This window comes from Marinobacter sp. LV10R510-11A (assembly GCF_900215155.1).
Taxonomy (GTDB): domain Bacteria; phylum Pseudomonadota; class Gammaproteobacteria; order Pseudomonadales; family Oleiphilaceae; genus Marinobacter.
Genome location: NZ_LT907980.1, coordinates 280,071 through 300,214 on the forward strand (window position 1 = coordinate 280,071; position 20,144 = coordinate 300,214).

General features: G+C 51.0%; 29 protein-coding genes and 1 pseudogene. 18 read left to right on the forward strand and 12 right to left on the reverse strand.

What is annotated here, in order from left to right; genetic code table 11:
• The first annotated feature begins 171 nt into the window (after window positions 1–171).
• The 7 genes and pseudogenes from istA to CPH80_RS01475 all read left to right on the forward strand — a co-directional run bounded on the left by istA (window position 172) and on the right by CPH80_RS01475 (window position 4,959).
• Window positions 172–1,713, forward strand: a complete 1,542-nt coding sequence (gene istA, locus CPH80_RS01445) for an IS21 family transposase (RefSeq protein ID WP_096275278.1) — start codon at window positions 172–174, stop codon at window positions 1,711–1,713.
• A gap of 11 nt (window positions 1,714–1,724) precedes the next feature.
• Window positions 1,725–2,465: an IS21-like element helper ATPase IstB gene (gene istB / locus CPH80_RS01450; RefSeq protein WP_096275279.1), complete on the forward strand. Its 741-nt coding sequence runs from the start codon at window positions 1,725–1,727 to the stop codon at window positions 2,463–2,465.
• Window positions 2,466–2,908: 443 nt separating this feature from the next.
• Window positions 2,909–3,409, forward strand: coding sequence for an antitoxin Xre/MbcA/ParS toxin-binding domain-containing protein (locus CPH80_RS01455; RefSeq protein ID WP_096275280.1), 501 nt, complete (start codon window positions 2,909–2,911; stop codon window positions 3,407–3,409).
• A complete protein-coding gene (locus CPH80_RS01460; RefSeq protein ID WP_096275281.1) occupies window positions 3,406–3,888 on the forward strand; it encodes an RES family NAD+ phosphorylase in 483 nt (160 codons plus the stop codon). The genes CPH80_RS01455 and CPH80_RS01460 overlap by 4 nt, the downstream gene beginning before the upstream one ends.
• Before the next feature lie 141 nt (window positions 3,889–4,029).
• Window positions 4,030–4,230: a DUF4160 domain-containing protein gene (locus CPH80_RS23245; RefSeq protein WP_227520556.1), complete on the forward strand. Its 201-nt coding sequence runs from the start codon at window positions 4,030–4,032 to the stop codon at window positions 4,228–4,230.
• Entirely contained in the window at window positions 4,217–4,627 is a 411-nt protein-coding gene (locus tag CPH80_RS01470) for a DUF2442 domain-containing protein (RefSeq protein ID WP_096275282.1), read from the forward strand. The genes CPH80_RS23245 and CPH80_RS01470 overlap by 14 nt, the downstream gene beginning before the upstream one ends.
• 38 nt (window positions 4,628–4,665) lie before the next feature.
• Window positions 4,666–4,959: pseudogene (locus CPH80_RS01475) on the forward strand (helix-turn-helix domain-containing protein).
• Window positions 4,960–5,268: 309 nt separating this feature from the next.
• On the opposite strand, the gene CPH80_RS01480 reads toward CPH80_RS01475, so the two are convergent.
• The 5 genes from CPH80_RS01480 to CPH80_RS01500 form a co-directional block, all read right to left on the reverse strand.
• The gene (locus CPH80_RS01480) at window positions 5,269–5,730 is read right to left on the reverse strand and encodes a nucleotidyltransferase domain-containing protein (protein WP_096275283.1); all 462 of its coding nucleotides are present in this window, start codon (window positions 5,728–5,730) and stop codon (window positions 5,269–5,271) included.
• A 4-nt stretch (window positions 5,731–5,734) separates the two neighbouring features.
• The gene (locus tag CPH80_RS01485) at window positions 5,735–5,962 is read right to left on the reverse strand and encodes a hypothetical protein (RefSeq protein WP_227520311.1); all 228 of its coding nucleotides are present in this window, start codon (window positions 5,960–5,962) and stop codon (window positions 5,735–5,737) included.
• A 32-nt stretch (window positions 5,963–5,994) separates the two neighbouring features.
• Window positions 5,995–6,627, reverse strand: coding sequence for a metallophosphatase domain-containing protein (locus tag CPH80_RS01490; protein WP_096275284.1), 633 nt, complete (start codon window positions 6,625–6,627; stop codon window positions 5,995–5,997).
• An 89-nt stretch (window positions 6,628–6,716) separates the two neighbouring features.
• Window positions 6,717–7,409: a 3'-5' exonuclease gene (locus tag CPH80_RS01495; protein ID WP_096275285.1), complete on the reverse strand. Its 693-nt coding sequence runs from the start codon at window positions 7,407–7,409 to the stop codon at window positions 6,717–6,719.
• On the reverse strand, window positions 7,402–8,103 hold the full coding sequence (locus tag CPH80_RS01500; RefSeq protein WP_157746836.1) for a metallophosphoesterase: 702 nt from the start codon (window positions 8,101–8,103) through the stop codon (window positions 7,402–7,404). Before CPH80_RS01500 ends, CPH80_RS01495 begins: the two co-directional genes overlap by 8 nt.
• Before the next feature lie 427 nt (window positions 8,104–8,530).
• Here CPH80_RS01500 and CPH80_RS01505 point away from each other — a divergent pair, with 427 nt between their 5' ends.
• The 8 genes from CPH80_RS01505 (at window position 8,531) to CPH80_RS01540 (ending at window position 12,655) form a co-directional block, all read left to right on the forward strand.
• Window positions 8,531–8,794 (forward strand): helix-turn-helix domain-containing protein, encoded by a 264-nt coding sequence (locus CPH80_RS01505; RefSeq protein WP_096275287.1) that lies wholly within the window; start codon window positions 8,531–8,533, stop codon window positions 8,792–8,794.
• Between the two features lie 249 nt (window positions 8,795–9,043).
• Entirely contained in the window at window positions 9,044–9,409 is a 366-nt protein-coding gene (locus CPH80_RS01510; RefSeq protein ID WP_197703592.1) for an MbcA/ParS/Xre antitoxin family protein, read from the forward strand.
• Between the two features lie 493 nt (window positions 9,410–9,902).
• Complete coding sequence (locus CPH80_RS01515) at window positions 9,903–10,127, forward strand: antitoxin MazE family protein (RefSeq protein WP_096275288.1); 225 nt, start codon at window positions 9,903–9,905, stop codon at window positions 10,125–10,127.
• Window positions 10,124–10,450, forward strand: a complete 327-nt coding sequence (locus tag CPH80_RS01520; RefSeq protein ID WP_096275289.1) for a type II toxin-antitoxin system PemK/MazF family toxin — start codon at window positions 10,124–10,126, stop codon at window positions 10,448–10,450. The genes CPH80_RS01515 and CPH80_RS01520 overlap by 4 nt, the downstream gene beginning before the upstream one ends.
• Window positions 10,447–10,608 carry a transposase gene (locus CPH80_RS01525; protein WP_227520312.1) on the forward strand — a complete coding sequence of 54 codons (162 nt, stop codon included), beginning with the start codon at window positions 10,447–10,449 and terminating at the stop codon, window positions 10,606–10,608. Before CPH80_RS01520 ends, CPH80_RS01525 begins: the two co-directional genes overlap by 4 nt.
• 289 nt (window positions 10,609–10,897) lie before the next feature.
• Window positions 10,898–11,404, forward strand: coding sequence for an antitoxin Xre/MbcA/ParS toxin-binding domain-containing protein (locus CPH80_RS01530; RefSeq protein ID WP_096275290.1), 507 nt, complete (start codon window positions 10,898–10,900; stop codon window positions 11,402–11,404).
• A complete protein-coding gene (locus CPH80_RS01535) occupies window positions 11,404–11,892 on the forward strand; it encodes an RES family NAD+ phosphorylase (protein ID WP_096275291.1) in 489 nt (162 codons plus the stop codon). The genes CPH80_RS01530 and CPH80_RS01535 overlap by 1 nt, the downstream gene beginning before the upstream one ends.
• A gap of 190 nt (window positions 11,893–12,082) precedes the next feature.
• Entirely contained in the window at window positions 12,083–12,655 is a 573-nt protein-coding gene (locus CPH80_RS01540) for a recombinase family protein (protein WP_096275292.1), read from the forward strand.
• Between the two features lie 447 nt (window positions 12,656–13,102).
• On the opposite strand, the gene CPH80_RS01545 is transcribed toward CPH80_RS01540, so the two are convergent.
• Window positions 13,103–14,095 (reverse strand): IS30 family transposase, encoded by a 993-nt coding sequence (locus CPH80_RS01545; RefSeq protein ID WP_096281304.1) that lies wholly within the window; start codon window positions 14,093–14,095, stop codon window positions 13,103–13,105.
• 153 nt (window positions 14,096–14,248) lie between these two features.
• On the opposite strand from CPH80_RS01545, the gene CPH80_RS22190 reads away from it, so the two are divergent.
• Entirely contained in the window at window positions 14,249–14,455 is a 207-nt protein-coding gene (locus CPH80_RS22190) for a hypothetical protein (protein WP_413772280.1), read from the forward strand.
• A gap of 234 nt (window positions 14,456–14,689) precedes the next feature.
• A complete protein-coding gene (locus CPH80_RS01550) occupies window positions 14,690–14,938 on the forward strand; it encodes a hypothetical protein (protein WP_096275293.1) in 249 nt (82 codons plus the stop codon).
• A gap of 140 nt (window positions 14,939–15,078) precedes the next feature.
• On the opposite strand, the gene CPH80_RS01555 is transcribed toward CPH80_RS01550, so the two are convergent.
• The 6 genes from CPH80_RS01555 to CPH80_RS01575 all read right to left on the reverse strand — a co-directional run bounded on the left by CPH80_RS01555 (window position 15,079) and on the right by CPH80_RS01575 (window position 18,407).
• Window positions 15,079–16,101 (reverse strand): Fic family protein, encoded by a 1,023-nt coding sequence (locus CPH80_RS01555; protein WP_096275294.1) that lies wholly within the window; start codon window positions 16,099–16,101, stop codon window positions 15,079–15,081.
• A 25-nt stretch (window positions 16,102–16,126) separates the two neighbouring features.
• Window positions 16,127–16,588: a nucleotidyltransferase domain-containing protein gene (locus CPH80_RS01560; RefSeq protein ID WP_096275283.1), complete on the reverse strand. Its 462-nt coding sequence runs from the start codon at window positions 16,586–16,588 to the stop codon at window positions 16,127–16,129.
• Between the two features lie 4 nt (window positions 16,589–16,592).
• A complete protein-coding gene (locus CPH80_RS01565) occupies window positions 16,593–16,820 on the reverse strand; it encodes a hypothetical protein (RefSeq protein ID WP_227520311.1) in 228 nt (75 codons plus the stop codon).
• A 32-nt stretch (window positions 16,821–16,852) separates the two neighbouring features.
• The gene (locus CPH80_RS01570) at window positions 16,853–17,485 is read right to left on the reverse strand and encodes a metallophosphatase domain-containing protein (protein ID WP_096275284.1); all 633 of its coding nucleotides are present in this window, start codon (window positions 17,483–17,485) and stop codon (window positions 16,853–16,855) included.
• A 69-nt stretch (window positions 17,486–17,554) separates the two neighbouring features.
• Window positions 17,555–17,713 (reverse strand): hypothetical protein, encoded by a 159-nt coding sequence (locus tag CPH80_RS21485; RefSeq protein ID WP_157746837.1) that lies wholly within the window; start codon window positions 17,711–17,713, stop codon window positions 17,555–17,557.
• Entirely contained in the window at window positions 17,706–18,407 is a 702-nt protein-coding gene (locus CPH80_RS01575) for a metallophosphoesterase (RefSeq protein ID WP_157746838.1), read from the reverse strand. Before CPH80_RS01575 ends, CPH80_RS21485 begins: the two co-directional genes overlap by 8 nt.
• 860 nt (window positions 18,408–19,267) lie before the next feature.
• Between CPH80_RS01575 and CPH80_RS01580 the strand changes: the two genes are divergently transcribed.
• A complete protein-coding gene (locus CPH80_RS01580) occupies window positions 19,268–20,116 on the forward strand; it encodes a hypothetical protein (RefSeq protein ID WP_096275296.1) in 849 nt (282 codons plus the stop codon).
• Window positions 20,117–20,144 lie beyond the last annotated feature (28 nt).

Consider the following 20,144-nt stretch of genomic DNA (forward strand, 5'->3'; position numbering starts at 1 on the left):
TTCTGGTTCAACGTGAACAGTTATTCCGGCTGAAGATGAACACTTTTGGGATATTTTCCGGAATCAGCGTTCACATTTCCGGAATCGGTGTTCACGTTCAACCAGAACCTTTCTTAACGCATTGTTATTCAACCGCTTGCTACTCTGAGTCCTTTTTTGGGGATCGGAGTCATGCCAGCTAAGAGAATGCCAATGCGCAAAATCAGAGAAGTACTTCGTCTGCGGCTGGAAGCCGGGCTCTCGATCCGGCAGATCAGCGCCAGCACCAAGACCAGTGTCGGAGCCATCCAGAAGCTCTTGTCTCGGGCCAATGCCTTAGAGATTACCTGGCCATTGCCAGAGGATGTGGACGATGGCCGCCTGGCGGCCATGTTCTATCCCGGCTCCGATCCCACCTCATCTTCACGCTATCAGGTGCCTGACTGGACGACGGTTTACCAGGAACTCAAGCGCAAAGACGTCACCAAGCAGTTGCTGTGGGAGGAGTACACCGCTCGTTACCCCAACCGGTGTTACAGCTACTCTCAATACTGTGACCGCTTCCGGCACTGGCAAAAGCAGCAAAAGCGCTCCATGCGCCAGATCCACAAGGCCGGTGAAAAGTGCTTCGTGGATTATTGCGGCCCCACCGTACCCATCATCAACCCGCAAACCGGCGAAATCCGCACGGCTCAGGTGTTTGTCGCCGTGCTGGGGGCCTCTAATTACACCTACGCGGAAGCCACTTGGAGCCAGGGATTGCAGGACTGGCTGCTGAGTCACGTGCGCACCTTTGAATTCTTCTGTGGCATTCCGGAGATGGTAATCCCCGATAATCTCCGTAGCGGTGTCAGCAAAGCCTGTCGATACGATCCGGACCTGAATCCCAGCTACCAGCAACTGGCGGCGCACTATCAGGTCGCGGTGCTACCCGCACGGCCCTACAAGCCCAAGGATAAATCCAAGGCGGAAGTGGGCGTACAAATCGTTGAGCGCTGGATCCTGGCCCGATTACGTCACCACACCTTCTTCACCTTGGCCGACCTGAACCAGTGCATCCGGTCCCTGCTGGATGACCTGAACAGCCGGCCGTTCAAACGACTTCCGGGGAACCGGCAGGAAGCCTTCAAGACGCTCGATCAGCCCGCTCTAAGGGCACTACCCAAACACCCCTATGAGTACGTCGAGATCCGGCGTTGCCGGGTCAACATCGATTACCACATCGAGTTCCAGCAGCATCACTACTCGGTGCCGCACCAGTATGTGGGCGAACGAGTGGATATCCATGCCAGTGAGCGTCTGGTGCAGATCTACTTCCGGCAACGGCAGATCGCCAGCCATCCTCGCAGTCACCAGTTCGGTATCACCACCGAGTCAGGACACATGCCCACCCGCCACCGAAAGCAACAACAGTGGACGCCCGGACGCCTCAAGAACTGGGCACGGGATATCGGGCCAGACACCCTGATCTGGGTCAGTGACCGACTGGATGAACGGGAGCATCCGGAGCAGGCCTACCGGGTCTGCCTCGGGTTGCTGAACCTGAGCAAGGCCTACCCCAGTCCACGGCTGAATGCCAGTTGCCGTATCGCTAATCGGGAGGGCCTGAACCGGCTGAAACACATCAAGGCCATTCTCCAGAGCAACCGCGACAAGCTGCCGGAACAACTGCCCTTGCACGCAGAACTGCCCCAGCACCACGAGAACATCCGTGGCCCGAAGAGCTTCCACTAGGAGACACCACCATGAGCACCCTCAAGACTCTGACACGACTGAGAGACCTGAAGCTGGGCGGCATGGCCGCCGCCCTGGAACATCAACAAAACCAGCCAGGCACCTATGACGAGCTATCGTTCACCGAACGCCTGGAACTGTTACTCGACCGGGAGTTCCAGACACGGGAGCACCGAAAGCAGGATCGCCTGGTTCGCCAAGCTCGCTTCAAGCTCCGGGCCTCAGTCCAGGACATCGACTACCAGCACCCGCGCAATCTCAAAAAAGCCCAAGTGGCACAGTTGGCCCAGACCAATTGGCTGGAACGAGGACAGAACCTGCTGGTCACCGGCCCCTGCGGGAGCGGCAAAACATACTTGGGCTGTGCCATCGGCCATCAGGCCTGTCTGAACGGTCTCAGTGCTCGGTATTATCGAATCTCCCGATTAATGCTGGAACTGACTCAGGCCAAAGCAGATGGTACCTACCAGAAGACCCTGAGCCAGCTGGCCAAAATAAACCTGCTGATCCTGGACGACTGGGGGCTGGAAGCCCTGAACCCCGCGCACCGAAACGACCTGATGGAGATCATGGATGATCGGCACGGCACCCACTCAACCCTGATCATCAGCCAACTGCCCATCGATCAGTGGTATGCCGCGATCGGTGACAACACCCTGGCCGACGCGATCCTGGATCGGCTGATGCATAACGCCCATCGCTGGGCACTAAATGGAGAATCGATGAGAAAACGACTTCAGGAAATTGACTGAACGTGAACACCCGGGGTACAAACCTCGGTGGGTAATGCGTTAAGAAAAAAGGTGTTCACGTTCAGCCGGAATGAGTGTTCACGTTCGCCGGAATACGCATTTACGCCAGCACAGGTGTTTACAGGCCAATATGTAGACATTGCCCGAGTGCGTCAAGACGCTCTGAATGAAGCCTTTGCCATACATCCAGAACGGTTCAGTCGAGGACGACCCCTCGTCAAACTACCGCCACAAGAAGTGGCTATCAACCCAATACCAGACGATGCCGAACCATCTGTTGCTGAGCAAGGAGTAAACTTCCCGACGCTGCAGAGAGCTATACTGAAAGCAATTTAATTAGCAACGAGTTGGTTCAAATGAGGTTGACACGTTCCGCCTGCGTGTTGCCTTGGGCACACCTTCCGGCGCACAATGGTTTCAAATGAAAATCTAAGGCCTATCAAATGATAACTATTGGGCGTAGCGAAAAAAGGTTAGAAAAAGAAGTTTTTCGACCTGATCAGGATGAGTCCGAGCTCAAACTTGAGACCGTCATCATTTTCGGTGCTCGTCGTGGAGCTGAGATCCGCAAGCAGCAAGGTGAGTATTCAGCATTTTTCCGGGAAGGGCTGCCTGTCGGTTCAATCGAACGGCTCTTCAAGTTCCTCGGGGTGAGTAACGCTGAGGGCCTTCATCTTTTAAGCTTGACCTCTGCCACCTACAGTCGAAGAAAGGTGAAGGGCAAGCTGGACTCAACGGAATCTGATCGGGTTTATCGCTACGCAAAGCTATCCAGACTGGCGGCCGAGATGTTTCACGGTGATAAGGAAGCCGCCCGGGGCTGGCTGAAGACGCCGGCCCATGCTTTCAAAGGTGAAACGCCCCTTGAGCGAGCCAGAACAGAATACGGTGCTGACCAGGTCGAGCAGCTGACTGGCCGGATACGCCACGGCATCCCAACATGAGTGATGAGACTTTTCACCGTATAAGCGATCCTGAGTACGCTAAGAACCCCCGCCAGATGCTCTCCGGCGAGGGTTCGTACCTTCACGGGGGGCGTTGGAACACGCCCGGCCATCACGTTATCTATCTTTCTCAGAGCCTTTCACTGGCGGCTTACGAGCAGCTTGTTCACGTACCTCTCAGCGTCCTGCAGCCGTTCAAGCGCATAGAGATTTATGTCCCTGAAGAGTTGATAATGGTGCTAGATGATAGCGCCCTGGGCGATGGCTGGAATGAGCCTTTTAGTAAAGATGCTGAGGCTATTGGAGATCAATGGATTGAATCCGGAAAATCCCTAGCCCTGTCGGTACCCAGTGCCCTGATTCCCGGAGAGCGCAACATTCTTATATCCCCCGAACATCCCGACTTCCACGCAGTCACCACCAGTGATGTGATGGATTTTAACTACGATGCTCGCCTCGCAGACATTCCCAAGAAATAACTTTGCTTACATACAAGTTACTTAACAGACATTCTGCGACCACTGGCCTAAAACCTAACCGCTTGGGTTTATGCTATGCTGTCGCCATGCCAACTATCATCCGCTTCGATGGTTTAAGGGCCGTCATCTATCCCAACGACCATCGACCATCGACCGGCGCACGTCCATGTCATCGGCAAAGGCGGTGAGGCAGTATTTATTCTGAACTGCCACAGTGGGCCACCGGAGTTGCGCGAAAGCTATCGCTTCAACTCACCCGAGCTCAAACGTATTGCGCCTGCACTATCGGCAGAACTGTTGGCGTTATGCGCCAAATGGAGGGAATTTCATGGCTATGACTGATGATGTCATCAAGCAGGCAGAAGACCGTATGGCCGCCGAACGCAGCCATGCTCACGCCACGGCAGCCCGATACAATCGCCGTAACAATCGAGTAATTGTCAGCCTTCACACAGGGCTTGAGCTCGCACTTCCCCCGCACCTGGTAGAAGGGCTTGCCGATGCGACGCCGGATGCCTTATCCGAGATCGAAATATCGCCCTCTGGGCTCGGGCTGCACTGGCCTCAACTCGATGTTGATCTCTATGTGCCAGCGCTCCTAGAGGGGCAGTTTGGCACCAAGGAGTGGATGGCTCGCGAACTTGGTGCAGCAGGCGGAAAAAGCCGTAGCTCAGCCAAGAGCAACGCCGCCAGAGCGAATGGCCTCAAGGGGGGCAGACCCCGGAAAAAACAAGGATAAAATCTTACGTCCCAAATCATACCAACCAGGTGACAGACATGGCAGACGAACGATTCGAAAGTGTGTGGGATGCGATTGAAGACACCCCTGAAGAAGCCCTGAACATGCGCCTGCGCTCCGAGCTGATGATTCAGATCACCAGGCGCGTGAAGGAGTGAGACGTCACCCAGAAAGATGCGGCGCAGCGCTTGGGTGTCACCCAACCCCGCCTGAACGACCTGCTGAACGGCCGCATCAACAAGTTTGGCCTCGACGCCTTGGTCAACCTGACCGGTTCGGCGAACTTCCACGTAGAGCTGACGCTGAAGGATAAGGAGGCAGCTGTGGCCTGATGCCATGCATTCCGCAAACCATTAACCGAAGGCGTCTCAGACGATTTTATGGAAAATCGAGATCAACCATCACCGGCTTCGGACAAAGAATAGGTAATGGCCGCTCCCTATATCATAGGTGTCACGGCCATGTGACGCCAGATTGTGTTGGCATTTTCGGCGGGCGCCATCCTTGCCAGCTATGCTGATTGACGATTTAACTGGTTCACCATGTCAAAAATTCTATGCCGTTGAAGCGCAGATTTTTAGGGAATAAATGGCGTGATGGAGAGTTTTGAAGTCATGATTTGGCCAGTATAGGGTTAATCGTCAGGCTTGCCAGAGGGTGATGCCCTCGCGGGCGATGACTTCCAGGGTATCCCGGTGCTGGGACTTTTCAGGGTCACACCATTCGGTTTCCCAAACCGGAAATGGTCGAATACGAACGCCAGTCTGCAGCAGCACTTCGTAAGCCAGGCAGGCAAGGCCTAGTTTCATTTCGACAAAATCCCCAGGCTCGCCACGAAGTAGAACGGCCACATCGGCATCACTGTCGGGCCTGTAATCGCCACGGGTTCGGCTACCAAACAGAACCAACTGTGTGACCTCACCTGAAAGTAACTCCCGAAACTTTAGAACGGCCTCCCGGATATCAACCTGATTATCCATTACCGTTTGCTCAAGGCCGATCAGCTTTGCATTTTCCCAGTCGATCATGTCCTGGGAAACTGGCGCATCGGGGTCACACTGTTTTACAAGATTCTTTAGGGAGTATCTTTTTCTGTCGGTCATGATTTCATCTCAAATTACCGCGACGACCTTGGATCACCGCAGCTGGAAACGTCTCTTTATCCCGGAAACCGGGGAGCGCTTTGATCGTCTGGTACTCGCCATCCCATTCCTGCGCGGTTTTGTACCGAAACACATCCAGTTCCCGCAGCTCAACAATATCATCGTAGCCATTTTCGTAACCCTCCACGAGCACCTGTGTATCAGCAGGCAGGCGCGTTAAGTGTTTGATCAATTCTTACGCGGTCATTGGGAACTCCTTCCGATTCAGATGTCCAAAACGATAGCTGGATTCGTCGGCTCATATCGGACCGTACATGTGCTGGCATTAACAAGACGGGTATTGCCCAGGGTGTACTCTCCATAGCCCTCATGAATGTGGCCAAAAACATGCGCTTTCAGCCGCATCTGTTCTATTCGATGTAGCAGGTCCACGCACCCAACATTTTGGCATCGAAACCCCATGGACGCCTCATCCCCGATGCCTTTTGGCGGGCCGTGGGTAATGAGTACATCAGTGTCTTCTGGAATCTGCATCCATCGATCATGCAGGGCTTCCCCGCGATCCAGCATGAACGCCCAATCCAAAAATGTTGGCGTCCAGGGTGACCCCCAAAATCTGACACCCTCAATTACAATGCCGCTATCCTCAAGATAGATTGCGTTGGTCAGCGCGTCTCTGGCCAGCGCCGGCGCCTCCTGAAATACCCAGTCATGGTTTCCGGCAATCACAATTTTGTGGCGATGGGGCAGGGTACCCAGCCAATCATTGAGGTCTTCCACATTCTCCAGGGTGCCCGCACCTAGGCAATCACCGGCATGGATCAATACGTCGCCGTCCGGAATGTCTGGAATGCGCCGGTGTAGGCTGTGGGTGTCAGAAATACAAACGAGCCTCAAAGCTCTTCTCCAAATGCACTTAGTACCAATTAGTAATGCGATTTACTAATTAGTAAAGCGCATTACTAATTGGTACTAATTGTGAAAACTCACTCAGAAACACGCCCGGCTTTCTCTCGGATCGCCAGGTCCATTTCCTCATTACTGATGACTCGATCCGACGTAACGCAGCCTTTCAGGCGCTTGATGTCGGGCTGGGTCAACAACTCTGCTTCCAGCGACCAGTCCATGAAAGGGAGTAAGCGCGCCATGTTGCGGGCATCGTCCACACCGCGATGATGGTGCCCCTCAATCGTTAGACCGTGAAATGCTAGGGCGTGAATCATTCCGTTTTTCCGTTTCTGCCCAGTCGTTCGGCGCCAGATCCTTTTTAAGTTCAAGTGTGGGCAATGTGTGAAAGTGGGAGCGGTGCCATACTCCTGCCCGGCAGCCCGAATGTGTAGACGATCGTAATTGCCCCAGCTACACCAGATAAAATTCTCATGCGGTTGTCCCAACCACGCATCGAGCATTTCGCAGGCTTCGGAGTAGGGCGGCGCTGTCTCAACCATCGACTGACTGATACTGGTGAGCGCTGTGCAGAACTCACTGAGTTTCGGGTTTTTCGTTGGCCGCACCAAGAACGATTTGCTGTCTAGCGTTTCGCCGGCTCGTGTCGCCAGTACACATCCAAACTCAATAATTTCCATATTGTGGATGCTCTGGGGTTCGCCTTCCGGAGTCACCCGGTTCTCCCAGCAAGTCGCTTCCAGATCAACAATCAATAAGGGCCGCTCATCCATCCGATGTGTATCTCCTAACCCAGTCAAAAATATCGTTAACGGGTACCAACGTCATTTTCCCGGTTTGCTCCAGGGTATCTATCCAGATCTGATTTCCTTTTTGAATCACATTAGCCGTACCGATATGCCCCGACACAACCGCTGTCACGCTAGCGATGGTTTGGTCTGATCCCTGTGCTCGATTCCAGGGCCAGGTACAATCAACAGCGAATTTGTCAGACGGTACCGCCTGTTGAACATCCTGCCAGTTATCCGCAGGGCTTTGAGCATGCACTAGGCCTAGGCTGCCGTCGTCGCATGCCAGCGTGATCGTCAAAGGCATCTGTTGAACGCACTGGGTAGTCAGTTTTCGATACTCAGAAAAGTCGATGTGATCGACCCACTCACCTCCGATCGCTCGATGCTTATCTCTATATCGGACGTTGAACGAGCTAGCCGCAAACACTAATTCGTGGTTTCCCATGAGACAGTGCACATAATCCGTAGATAACACCCAAATCAGTAGTTCTCGCGATTTTGGACCACGATCAATGACGTCGCCCAACAGGAAAAGCCGATCCAATGCTGAGTTGAAACCGACTTCAGACAGAGCCCCTTGCAGTGCTTCATACTGGCCATGTAGATCACCACAGAGCCAGTCCTGGCCCTCTATATTTCGAGGAATATATTGATGGGGAGTCAACTCAAACCGCACGGAACCACCACATATTGGAATGTTGTTTTTTTGATACTCCCTATACTGATCTGGTTTTGCGGTAGTTTCCAGCAGGCCAGAAACAGGCCGTGAAATATCACGCCGGATAACTGGTGGGAAATTTGGAACCGTTAGCTGCGAACACTATTGGCAAAACCGTGGGTTATCTCACCGAAAGGGTGGGGTGCTAAAAATGTCGCCTAATACCTAGTTCTGTGCGTCTTATCCACGCTTAACAGCCTGAACAGTTCGGCCCAGATACCAAAAGCCTCGGCCAATATGGGTTGGTAAAAGCAAGGAGCGGACATTTTATCATTTGCTTGAAATGCACCAATATGTTCACAAAAAAGGAATGTAGTACCGAATTGTGAATATATTGACGCATTATGGCCGGATACGCTTCACCGTGAGAAAGGATGGTAGTTACATGAGTTACAGTGCAGAACAACGTGGCGAACAAATAAGGGCGCGTCGAAAAGCGCTGGGCTACAAAACACAGCAGGCCCTAGCAGATGAAACTGGCGTTCTACGCAAGCGGGTCAATGAAATGGAAAATGGAAGGTATACCGGCCGCATCACTGATTTGTATCGTGTCTTAGCCACGCTCGGCCTTGAGATTTCATTTGAGGTGATCAGCCGGCCAACATTAGACGACCTTAGTACGCTATTCCCAAGTGAGGATGATGACTAATTTGGATCACGATCAATGACGTCTAAAGCGCTTTGCAGTGCGTTATGCTGGCCATGGAGATCGCCACAGAGCCAGTCAATACCAATTCGATTGCACCCGATAGCCCTGTGCGTCGTTAGCCTAGAAATCAAAACAGTCACTTTAGCATTCGTTTTTTCAGGTTTGAAAAGGCCATGGCGATGATGCCGTGACGTTCGCGGCTTTGCTTATCCACTATACTAACTGCCGTAACAGTATAGGAGATACTTTGTGATTACGGTTACACGAAAAGATAACAAGATTCATGACTGGAAGATTCTGGGCAAAGCCTTGTTTAATGCCGCAGAAGCTCTGGGTTTCAGCAAGACAGAGGCTGCTGCAATCATCGGTTGTGAACGCACCGGTGTAGTCCGTAACGGTATCGACCCGAACTCAAAAGCTGGTGAATTGGCCCTAATGTTCATTCGGGTATACCAGGGCCTGTATGCGCTGGTTAACGGTAACCAAAAAAACATGAAGCACTGGGTGGCAACCGAGAACCGGTATTTCGGGCAATCACCTCGACAGATGATGGAGAGCTGCCAGGGCCTGGTTCGGGTGCTCATGTATATTGATGCGACCCGAGGTAAGAGTTGAGTAATAGAATTGTGCTTCCATTCACTAAAAACAAAGCGAATACACTGTAATTTTGATTAGCTAAGTGCTTTTAACTGTCGCGTGATACCTAGTTCTGTGCGTTTTGAGAGCGCGATGCCATGGCATCTACAATCAGCAGCCCGTTAGCTCCTAACGCGGCAATAAGTCGTGGAATGTCGTACCAGGCAGCATGGTGGGAAATGTGGAACCGCTAGCTGCTAACGCTATAGCAAAACCGTGGGTTATTTCGTCGGAAGGGCAGGGCACTAACCGGCACCTGCCAGAAGAGTAGATACCCCCCCCCTGTACCTACCTTCATTCGTGGTTTTTTTATGAAACTTACGCTATTAGGTGCGTTTTACGCTCAATATCACCATTTTCAGGCTGTCTTGGCAAATGAAGGTAGGTACAGAGGGGTGTATCTGCTGATTCCAAGCGCGTTGCATGTAACGATTGTGATATGTAACATGTAACATCACCTATGGAGATTTGCATGGCCACTAACCACGTTAACGCACGAGTTCAAAAGCACCGCGACGCATTGCGCATGGCAGGGCTTCGACCTATTCAGATTTGGGTGCCGGACACTCGCCGCCCTGACTTTGCGAAAGAGTGCCGCCGCCAATGCCTGATTGTGTCTCAGGCCGATAGCGCCGACAAAGCAACGCAGCGGCTTATGGATGAAGCCTTGGATGATATTGAGGGCTGGACAGAATGAAGCGCGGTGATCTCATCACTATCGCCGTGCAAGGGGACTTTGGAAAACCGCGCCCTGCTTTGGTTATTCAGGCTGATCAGTTCAGGGAGCATACGAGCACAACGGTTTTGCCTGTTACCGGCACGCTTGTTTCTGCACCACTGCTGCGCATCACCATTCAGCCAAACGCCGAGAACGGTTTGCAGAAGCCTTCGCAGGTAATGATCGACAAGGCTGTGACGGTGAGACTCGACAAAGTAGGGGCAGCCTTTGGCCGTATCGACGCAGATACACTGGTAGAGGTTGAGCGCTGTTTGGCTGTCTTCCTGGGAATCGCAAAGTGAAAACTGCTTACGTTTTACGACGTGAATTCCACGAAGAAATCAGCCCCTGGCTGTGGGGAAACCACTTTTGGAGTCCCAGCTATTGCGAGGTTCCAACCGGTGGGGCCTCGCTCGATGTGGTTAAAAACTATGTCCAAAGCCAGCAAAGACCAAACTGAAACCGGGCTATCCCGCCACTAAAGAAACGGGCTTGCGCCCGGCAATTCTTCGATCAAGAGGCGCGATCTTTATTAGTACGGATTTCAGGTTTTTCGGCACCTAAATAGCGATTTTTTGCTAAAAGTTACCAACTTTATTATTTGTTTTGGAATTTTCAGTACGGATGATAGCGGGGCTATAACGGCGTTTTGTTACCAACTTTATTAAGAGCTTACAGTTGGCAGCTTAAATTAATGCGCAATCATCATTTTGATGTTATTATCACCTCATAGTGAGGCGAGGTGCATTATGAATACTCAGGTAGAGAACGATGCGGGCAGAGTTAGTGCTGGGGCTCAGGCAGTGAAAACGTACCGTCCGCAGCTAGAAAAGCTGGAAGCTACGGCGGATCGTACAGTGTTCGATACGATTCCATTAGAGATATTTGCTAACAAAAAAGCCTTTATTAACATGGCCCGGAAAGGTATTCCCGGTAGCTGGGTTAAGGTCGTGGTCGATGCGACAGGTTTCCGAGATACCTTTTTGTCTATTTTGAATGTGTCATCGGGCAATCTGAGTCGTGAGTACCGAAAAAAGGCGCTAGCAAAAGAAACGTCCGAAGAAGTCTTGGATGCCGTTCGCCTGATTCGTCAGGCTGTTGATGTTTGGGAGTCTCGGGAGTTGGCCATTCAATGGCTTAACAGCCCAGTTTCAGCCCTTGATGGCGAGAATCCAATCAATCTATTCGATACGTTTGAAGGCCGGCAGTGGGTGTCCCAAGTGCTCAATAAGATAGAGCACGGAGATTTCAGCTAATGCTGATTTTTCGAATCACAAAAAAACAGTACCTGAACAATCTTAACGGGTTGGGTGGCAGCTACGAGGATGGTGCCCGGTGGAACAAGCCGGGTACGCCTGTATTGTATTTCGGAATGTCGGCGGCCGTGGCGATGCTGGAAATGGCTAACTATACGAGCACGCCTCGAATGGCACCGCCTTCTTTTCGGTTGGGCATTTACGAGATCGCCGATGATACTCCGATCGATCGACTGGAGCCGGAGGACTGGCCGGAGGGCTGGTCTCAATTCCCAGCTCCGGAGTCAACTCAGGAAATTGGTGATCAGTGGTTGGAGAAGGGCGGGAGTTTCGGGTTAATTGTTCCCAGTTGCGCCGTTTCAGGTGGGTTGGGAGAGGTTTTGGTGGTGAATCCGCGTCACAGCGGTATTTCCGATGTGCGACTGGTGGAAGAGCGATCAGACATTTTCAATCCTCGTGCATTCCCCGGCACCGACCATAAAAGCTAAAATTTTACTTCTCCCCTCCGTGACCTTTCCCTCAACAGAGCGGTGCAGCCCCACCGCAAGAATGTTCTTGGCCGTTAATATAACGGTCGTTTTCTGGACGCCCGCTTCATATCCTAAAAACACCGATTTTCCTATTGTTTTGCGTCCAAGAATCACGTGCAAAAAACTATGACCAGAAAAGGCTCGTTTGATGATCATAGGATATGCACGTGTCAGTACCCAAGATCAAAATCCGGAGTTCCAGGTCGATGCTCTGGAGAAAGCCGGTTGCGAACAGATCTTTCAAGAAAAGTTTACCGGCAAGCTCCGGGAACGACCTGAGCTGTCGCAGTGTCTGCGTACCCTCCGAAAGGGCGACATTCTGGTGGTCTGGAAACTGGATCGGCTTGCCCGTTCGCTGAAAGACCTGGTTGAAATAGTCCAGGAACTCCATGATCGAGAAATCGGCTTCAAGTCACTGACGGAATCCATCGACACCACCAGTTCTGGTGGCCGCTTGGTATTCCATATCTTCGGTGCCTTGGCTGAGTTTGAACACGACCTGATTCGGGAAAGGACGATAGCCGGATTGCAGGCAGCCCGGGCCCGAGGGCGAAAAGGTGGCCGGAAACCGGCCATGTCAGACGCTGATGTGAAGAAGGCTGCGGCCATGCTGTTAGACCCGAACATCACGAAAAAAGAAGTGGCTGAACACTTTGCTGTTAGTCGCACGACACTGAAGGCTTCTCTTCAACGGCTGGCGCAGCCGATGGAATTAAACTGAGCACAAATATTTATTTTCTAGGCATGATATTTTCTACTGAGCAACAGGTGAGCGGTTCGGTTAGGAGGCCAAACAAGGAATCAAGAAGCCAAGCGATTACATGGCGATGTAGGAATAATTTTACTAAGCTATTGTAAAATATAAAATTTTCTGACGAGAAGCGTAACAGAAAAGTGGCATTATCGAGAACGCACTTTTCTGCAATATCGTGGAATGCGGTATACTGTTATGTACACAATAATTGGAAGGCTATAAATTTGTGGACGAGCTACTTTTAAAAAATATCGTATTGCTACCATTTCGCGCTTTATGGAATTTGCTCGTTACAATTTTTTTGGTAACTGCTTTTGTATTATGGTTTGGCTTTATCTTTGGTTCAGTAATTGCGGTAATATTAATATTGATTTTTGCTCCAGACCTATTTCTTTTACCTTTAGTAACCTGGATTCAAGTAATAAGTGCAGCACCGCTCGTATCCAAGCCTCCTGAGTATTCGCCCCAGAAAACTTCTGCCGGTGTGCGATAACCCAGCCGTTTTCGTGGTCGGTTATTCAGTCTGTTCACCGCTTGCCTGGTTGCCTTTCTGGACACCTTGGCGAAGTCAGTGCCTTTCGGAAAGTATTGCCTCAATAGGCCATTCGTATTCTCGTTGGAGCCACGCTGACTGGACCGGTAAGGGTCACAGAAATACGACGTCAGCGACAACGCTTTGCTAAATGTTTGGTGGTCCGAAAATTCAGAACCGTTGTCCAGTGTCATCGTCTGTACGGCCCCTCTGATCGGCCTTAACTCACGGATGATGACGTCTGTAACTAAGTCGGCTTTCAGCTTCGGCACACAGCCTGCGAGCAGGTAGCCGGACCGTCTTTCAACCAGAGTGACCGCGCCTGAATTCTTATGCCCGTGAAGGATTGTATCTCCTTCCCAGTGGCCTATATGCAGGCGATCATCGACGGCTTTAGGGCGGCACTCAATGCCTACGCGATCCGGGATCTTGCCTAACCCCGCTCGCTTGGCAAGATGGCGCTGATAACGTCTCTGGTAAGGCAAGCGACAATACCTCCAGAGGTCGCCACCTGCTATTTTGTCCCGGTAAATCAGATTGTAAATCCACTGATGGCTGACTTGGATACTGCCAACTCGCCTCATAAAACCGGCTATCTGATCAGGACTCCATTCACTCTGAATCTGCTTGGCCACCCAATCTATCAATGAGGGCGCTCGTTTATGAGATTTGCGAGCTCCTTTGCGCCGATGTATGGACAAACGACTGGCTTCCATCGGCTCGTATTCAGTCAGGCTTCGATTACGACGTAGCTCCCGACTGATGGTCGAGCTGTGGCAGTTGATCTCCCGGGCTATTTTCCGCTGGCTCCAGCCTACTCTCAAGAAGGCCGAAATCTGGTATCGTTGTGCCTGGGTCAGTTGTCGGTATCCCATGATTCTCTTCACTTTGGTCGGTAAAGCGAATGAGGGTACCGGCAAGGGCCCTCCTACCTCTACCTGTTAATCCAAAGTGCTGCACTTATTCTATGATTCCAAGACTCTCACTCGAGCCCGGAAGGTGAAGACCGGATTATTGCGCCCAATACGCTGGTTTATTGCGGATTACGCTGGCATGTTCGAGCTTGGCGCGAGAAGCACAGAGACTTTCGTGATTTTGTGTTGACGCGCATTGCACCCGGGGCCGAAATAGTTGGTGAAGCCCTTCCGGACGCCAATCCAGAAAATGATAAAAACTGGCAACACCACATTGATCTAGTCGTCGGTCCGAACCACGGGTTAACCAAAGCCCAGTAAAGTATGGTGGCAATGGATTATGGAATGAGTCAGTCGCATGAGCTGAGGATTCCTGTGCGCTGCGCGTTGGTGCATTATCTGATGTTGTCTTTGAATATCATTTTTGAGAAATGAGAGCTTTGAACCAGCTGCGCAACCGCTGGTTGTGGTCAATCGGGAAGAGGTGGCTCAATATACATTTGGCCCGAGGTGATCGTGTCAGTAGGATGTCCTGTAATCAGTAAGGAGAGTCCAGTGAGCATAAAACGTATCAATGAAAAGGAACTGCTGGAAGGCCTCGACGCCAAAGGCGCTCATGCCGACGAATTGGCTGAGCTTCTCCTGCAAGAGCTTACGCCTCTAGAACGACTCAAAGATTCAGTCAAACGCTACGATCGGCCAACCGATCCCGTATGGGAGGAGTTCTTTGATTCCGACGAAGGCGTGACAGATGATTTCATGGAAGATCGGAACCAGCCATCGCCGCCTTCGGATAAAGGATAGGGGGGATGGCTACTCCCTGTGTCACTGGTGTCACGGCTTTGTGCCTCATCCATCCGGGGCTGCCATGCAGGCTTGGTTAGAAATTGGAAGAGCTGCAGGAATGAACCTCCAAGCCCGTCTTGGAAAGTGCGTTAATTTTCTCAGTTATTTTCATCCTCGCTAGGGAATAGTGTGCTCAGATCGTTCAGTTTAATTCCTGCCCCGCTCTCTAACTCATTCATGGCCTGAACGGTTTCGGCATTAGGCACCCATTTTTCATCTGCATTGCGTTCAAGCATGTCCGAAATGTCGTTAACCTGCTGCAGCGCAGTTTCTAGAGTGAACTTGCAGAACAGTGCTAGGCGCTCCTGGCTCAAGGGGCCACGGCCATCACTGGCACCCTGCCGAGGATAGTCTGCTTGTGCCAGGGCTGCCTTGTAGTTTGGAGACTGACTGGCCAGCCCTCGGCTGAGGCTCCAGATGCCGCAGCTTTCCAATCCCCCTGCTCGAAAAAGAGTTTCCGTCCATAATCGAGCTACCCGTCCATTCCCGTCCAAAAACGGGTGAATCCATAAAAAGCGGTGGTGAGCACAAGTGAGGCTGATAAGCCGGTGTTTGCCTTGATAGTGGGCAGAGCGGTATTCATCACAAAACCCCTCCATCAAGCTAGCCAGTCCTTTTGCAACGGGAGGAATATGCCCTCCGACTATTACATCCCGTTGCCGCCACTGGCCCGGCTCAACCATTGCGACGATTTCATTCTCATCATGTAATTGTCGCAAGGATTCTGGAAGCCCTTCATATAGCCGACGATGAAGTTCGAGAATGAACCACGTCGAACAAACCGTTTCCAATGTTAGTTCTTGGCCTTCAATCCATTCCTGAACCTTTATATGCGCGACAGCCTCTAATTGATGACCACGTTTAACTGGGTCATCGCTGTAGTGCCCACGCTGAGCCTCCCGAATTTCATGTGGAAGCACTAGGCTTCCTTCGATGAGGTTGGAGTAGTAGGAACTCATGACGGCCATGTGGCGCCGGATAGCGTTAGCATTGTCGGCGGGCAACGTCCTCGCGAGCTGTGCTGCTTGACGATCTAACTGGTTCACCAGGTCAAAAATTCCATGCCGTTGAAGCGCAGATTCTTGGGGAATAAATGGCGTGATGGCGAGTTTTGAAGTCATGATTTGGCCAGTATAGGGTTAATCGTCAGGCTTGCCAGAGGGTGATGCCCTCGCGGGCGATGACTTCCAGGGTATCCCGGTGCTGGGACTTTTCAGGGTCACACCATTCGGTTTCCCAAACCGGAAATGGTCGAATACGAACGCCAGTCTGCAGCAGCACTTCGTAAGCCAGGCAGGCAAGGCCTAGTTTCATTTCGACAAAATCCCCAGGCTCGCCACGAAGTAGAACGGCCACATCGGCATCACTGTCGGGCCTGTAATCGCCACGGGTTCGGCTACCAAACAGAACCAACTGTGTGACCTCACCTGAAAGTAACTCCCGAAACTTTAGAACGGCCTCCCGGATATCAACCTGATTATCCATTACCGTTTGCTCAAGGCCGATCAGCTTTGCATTTTCCCAGTCGATCATGTCCTGGGAAACTGGCGCATCGGGGTCACACTGTTTTACAAGATTCTTTAGGGAGTATCTTTTTCTGTCGGTCATGATTTCATCTCAAATTACCGCGACGACCTTGGATCACCGCAGCTGGAAACGTCTCTTTATCCCGGAAACCGGGGAGCGCTTTGATCGTCTGGTACTCGCCATCCCATTCCTGCGCGGTTTTGTACCGAAACACATCCAGTTCCCGCAGCTCAACAATATCATCGTAGCCATTTTCGTAACCCTCCACGAGCACCTGTGTATCAGCAGGCAGGCGCGTTAAGTGTTTGATCAATTCTTACGCGGTCATTGGGAACTCCTTCCGATTCAGATGTCCAAAACGATAGCTGGATTCGTCGGCTCATATCGGACCGTACATGTGCTGGCATTAACAAGACGGGTATTGCCCAGGGTGTACTCTCCATAGCCCTCATGAATGTGGCCAAAAACATGCGCTTTCAGCCGCATCTGTTCTATTCGATGTAGCAGGTCCACGCACCCAACATTTTGGCATCGAAACCCCATGGACGCCTCATCCCCGATGCCTTTTGGCGGGCCGTGGGTAATGAGTACATCAGTGTCTTCTGGAATCTGCATCCATCGATCATGCAGGGCTTCCCCGCGATCCAGCATGAACGCCCAATCCAAAAATGTTGGCGTCCAGGGTGACCCCCAAAATCTGACACCCTCAATTACAATGCCGCTATCCTCAAGATAGATTGCGTTGGTCAGCGCGTCTCTGGCCAGCGCCGGCGCCTCCTGAAATACCCAGTCATGGTTTCCGGCAATCACAATTTTGTGGCGATGGGGCAGGGTACCCAGCCAATCATTGAGGTCTTCCACATTCTCCAGGGTGCCCGCACCTAGGCAATCACCGGCATGGATCAATACGTCGCCGTCCGGAATGTCTGGAATGCGCCGGTGTAGGCTGTGGGTGTCAGAAATACAAACGAGCCTCAAAGCTCTTCTCCAAATACGTTTAGTACCAATTAGTAAAGCGCATTACTAATTGGTACTAATTGTGAAAACTCACTCAGAAACACGCCCGGCTTTCTCTCGGATCGCCAGATCCATTTCCTCAATACTGATGACTCGATCCGACGTAACGCAGCCTTTCAGGTGCTTGATGTTGGGCTGGGTCAACAGCTCTGCTTCCAGATCAACAATTAACAGAGGGCGCTCATCCATTCGATGTATATCTCCTAACCCAGTCAAAAATATCGTTAACGGGTACCAGCGTCATTTTCCCGGTTTGCTCCAGGGTATCGATCCAGACCTGATTTCCTTTTTGAATCACTTTAGCCGTACCGATATGCCCAGACACAACCGCCGTCACGCCAGCGATTGCTTGGTCTGATCCCTGTGCTCGATTCCAGGGCCAGGTGCAATCAATCGCAAATCGGTCAGTCGATACCGCTTGTTGAACATCCTGCCAGTTATCCGCAGGGCTTTGTGCATGCACAAGACCGAGGCTGCCGTTTTGGCATGCGAGCGTGATCGTCAAAGGCAGTTTCTGGATGCACTGGGTAGTCAGTTTTCGATACTCAGAAAAGTCGATGTGATCGACCCACTCACCTCCAATCGCTCGATGCTTATCTCTATACCGGACGTTGAACGAACTAGCCGCAAACACTAATTCGTGGTTTCCCATGAGACAGTGCACATAATCCGTGGATAACACCCAGTTCAGTAGTTCTCGCGATTTTGGACCACGATCAATGACGTCGCCCAACAGAAATAGTCGATCGTAATCGGGGCGAAAACCTGCATCAGATAGAGCAGATTGCAGTGCGTCATACTGGCCATGTAGGTCACCACAGAGCCAGTCGATGCCGTTTTTGTTGGGCCCGATAGCCTCGTGTACTGTTAGCTTAGAAATCAAAATAGTCACCAGTCCTAGAAGCCGTCACGACACGGTTCTTCATTATTCCGCCGTACCACCACGCCGCCAGATTGTTATAGCCGAGCCAAAAAACAATAAACGCTCCGGATGAGGTATCACGGTGCCGTAGTCCCTATGGGAGGTGTTGTTGTTTGGAGTGGGCGGTCAAATTTGACCGGATGAACGTAACCAGTATTTCCCACCCCATTTCCATTATTTCTTCCGCCTGCATCAAAACACATAGTCGCGTAGGCCAATGGCCTAAGACTTTGAATTTATTGTTTAATCACAAAATTATACAGTAATTCTAGATCCTCGACACAGTCAAATCTTGTTCTGTTGTAATGGTTTCTGGGTATCAATCAAGAGCAAGAGGTTTTGGATATGGGCCTGGGGTCACTACATCACTTTGCGTTCAGATTAGTGAAAGGAAGAGCTCAGCAAGGCAGGCCTGGCAGAAATGCTGGCTCTGTTGACGCCACCGACGAATAGGAACAAGAGATGTCTTATCTTGGATTCAAGATGTGAGTGTTCAACAAACATGGATTTTTTGAATGAGACGGTTGGCTCGCCATTACGGTTGATCCTTGGTTAGTGGATTGGGGGCCACCAGAACTGAAAAGCACGAAAAAGTGTCAACCAAAGTGAACAAACGATTGAAAATTAAAGCTATTTATACCCCAACTTCCCTTTTGAGGATCAGACCGTGTTATCTATAAATTGCGATATTCAGAGACTGATTAGTGGTCGTTACCTCTGCGAGGGTTGGAGGTGGAGTTTGCCGGCTAAAAGGAGGATCTGGATATCTCGAAATCGATATATAGCATTCAGTCCGATGAAATAATAATGGGAGAATTGAGATGGAAAATACGCATCAAAATACTATTTTACAGCAGAAGTGCGTAATCGCTGTTCTGCGCCCCGGGTTTCTTCCTGAGGTTAGCACGACGGGCTCGTTGGTGGGGTTTGAGCGTTCCGCCGTTGCAAATGCTAACCAAGAAGCAGTCGAAGTATTTTTGAAAACCACTTTGAACAGCTATATCGAGGAGAGCGATCCTGAGGGGGAATGCGTTGTAACGTCGAAGTTTTATGTCGATCCTACCGCGTCATCTGGATATACCGCGTTTTCAGTGTTGATGCTTGAGGGAATCGATGTATCGAATGAGAGGGTTGAGTATTTTAGGGCAGTTATTTCATTTTTGTGCGCTCTGCTAGTTGGCCAAGGTTCGCTTTTGAGCGAGCAGGGTTTTGACGATCGAATTTCGCCTAATGACCACAGCTTCTTTCGAGACGAAGCCCAGGGTTTTCTCAAAAAAAATGGCGGTCAGCGTGTAAAAAAAGATTTCTATGTTTACACAGGATTTGACGATCGTGAGGGCTTCTATGTGAAGGATAGGTACGCTGCGGCGGAAAATGGAGAGGCAATTTATGAAGAGGAGTATGGTCTCGCAAAACCCGATGGATACTCGCTCTCTGGAAATAAAATCTATCTGCTAATAGCCATAGATAGCAAGTTAGGTGCTCAAAAAACCACGTTTCAATGTAATCATCAAGACCATTATGACACTGTCGCGCAAGCACTGCTGAGTCGATCTCGTGTTAGGTTTACTGCTCTGCGCTCCAAAGCACCATCTGAAAATAACGTGGTTTTAAATTTAATTTCGTTAGAAATTGATGCATCGAATGATGGAAATTTCAGGCTGACATGAACGGTGCAGTCATTATTAGCACACTCTT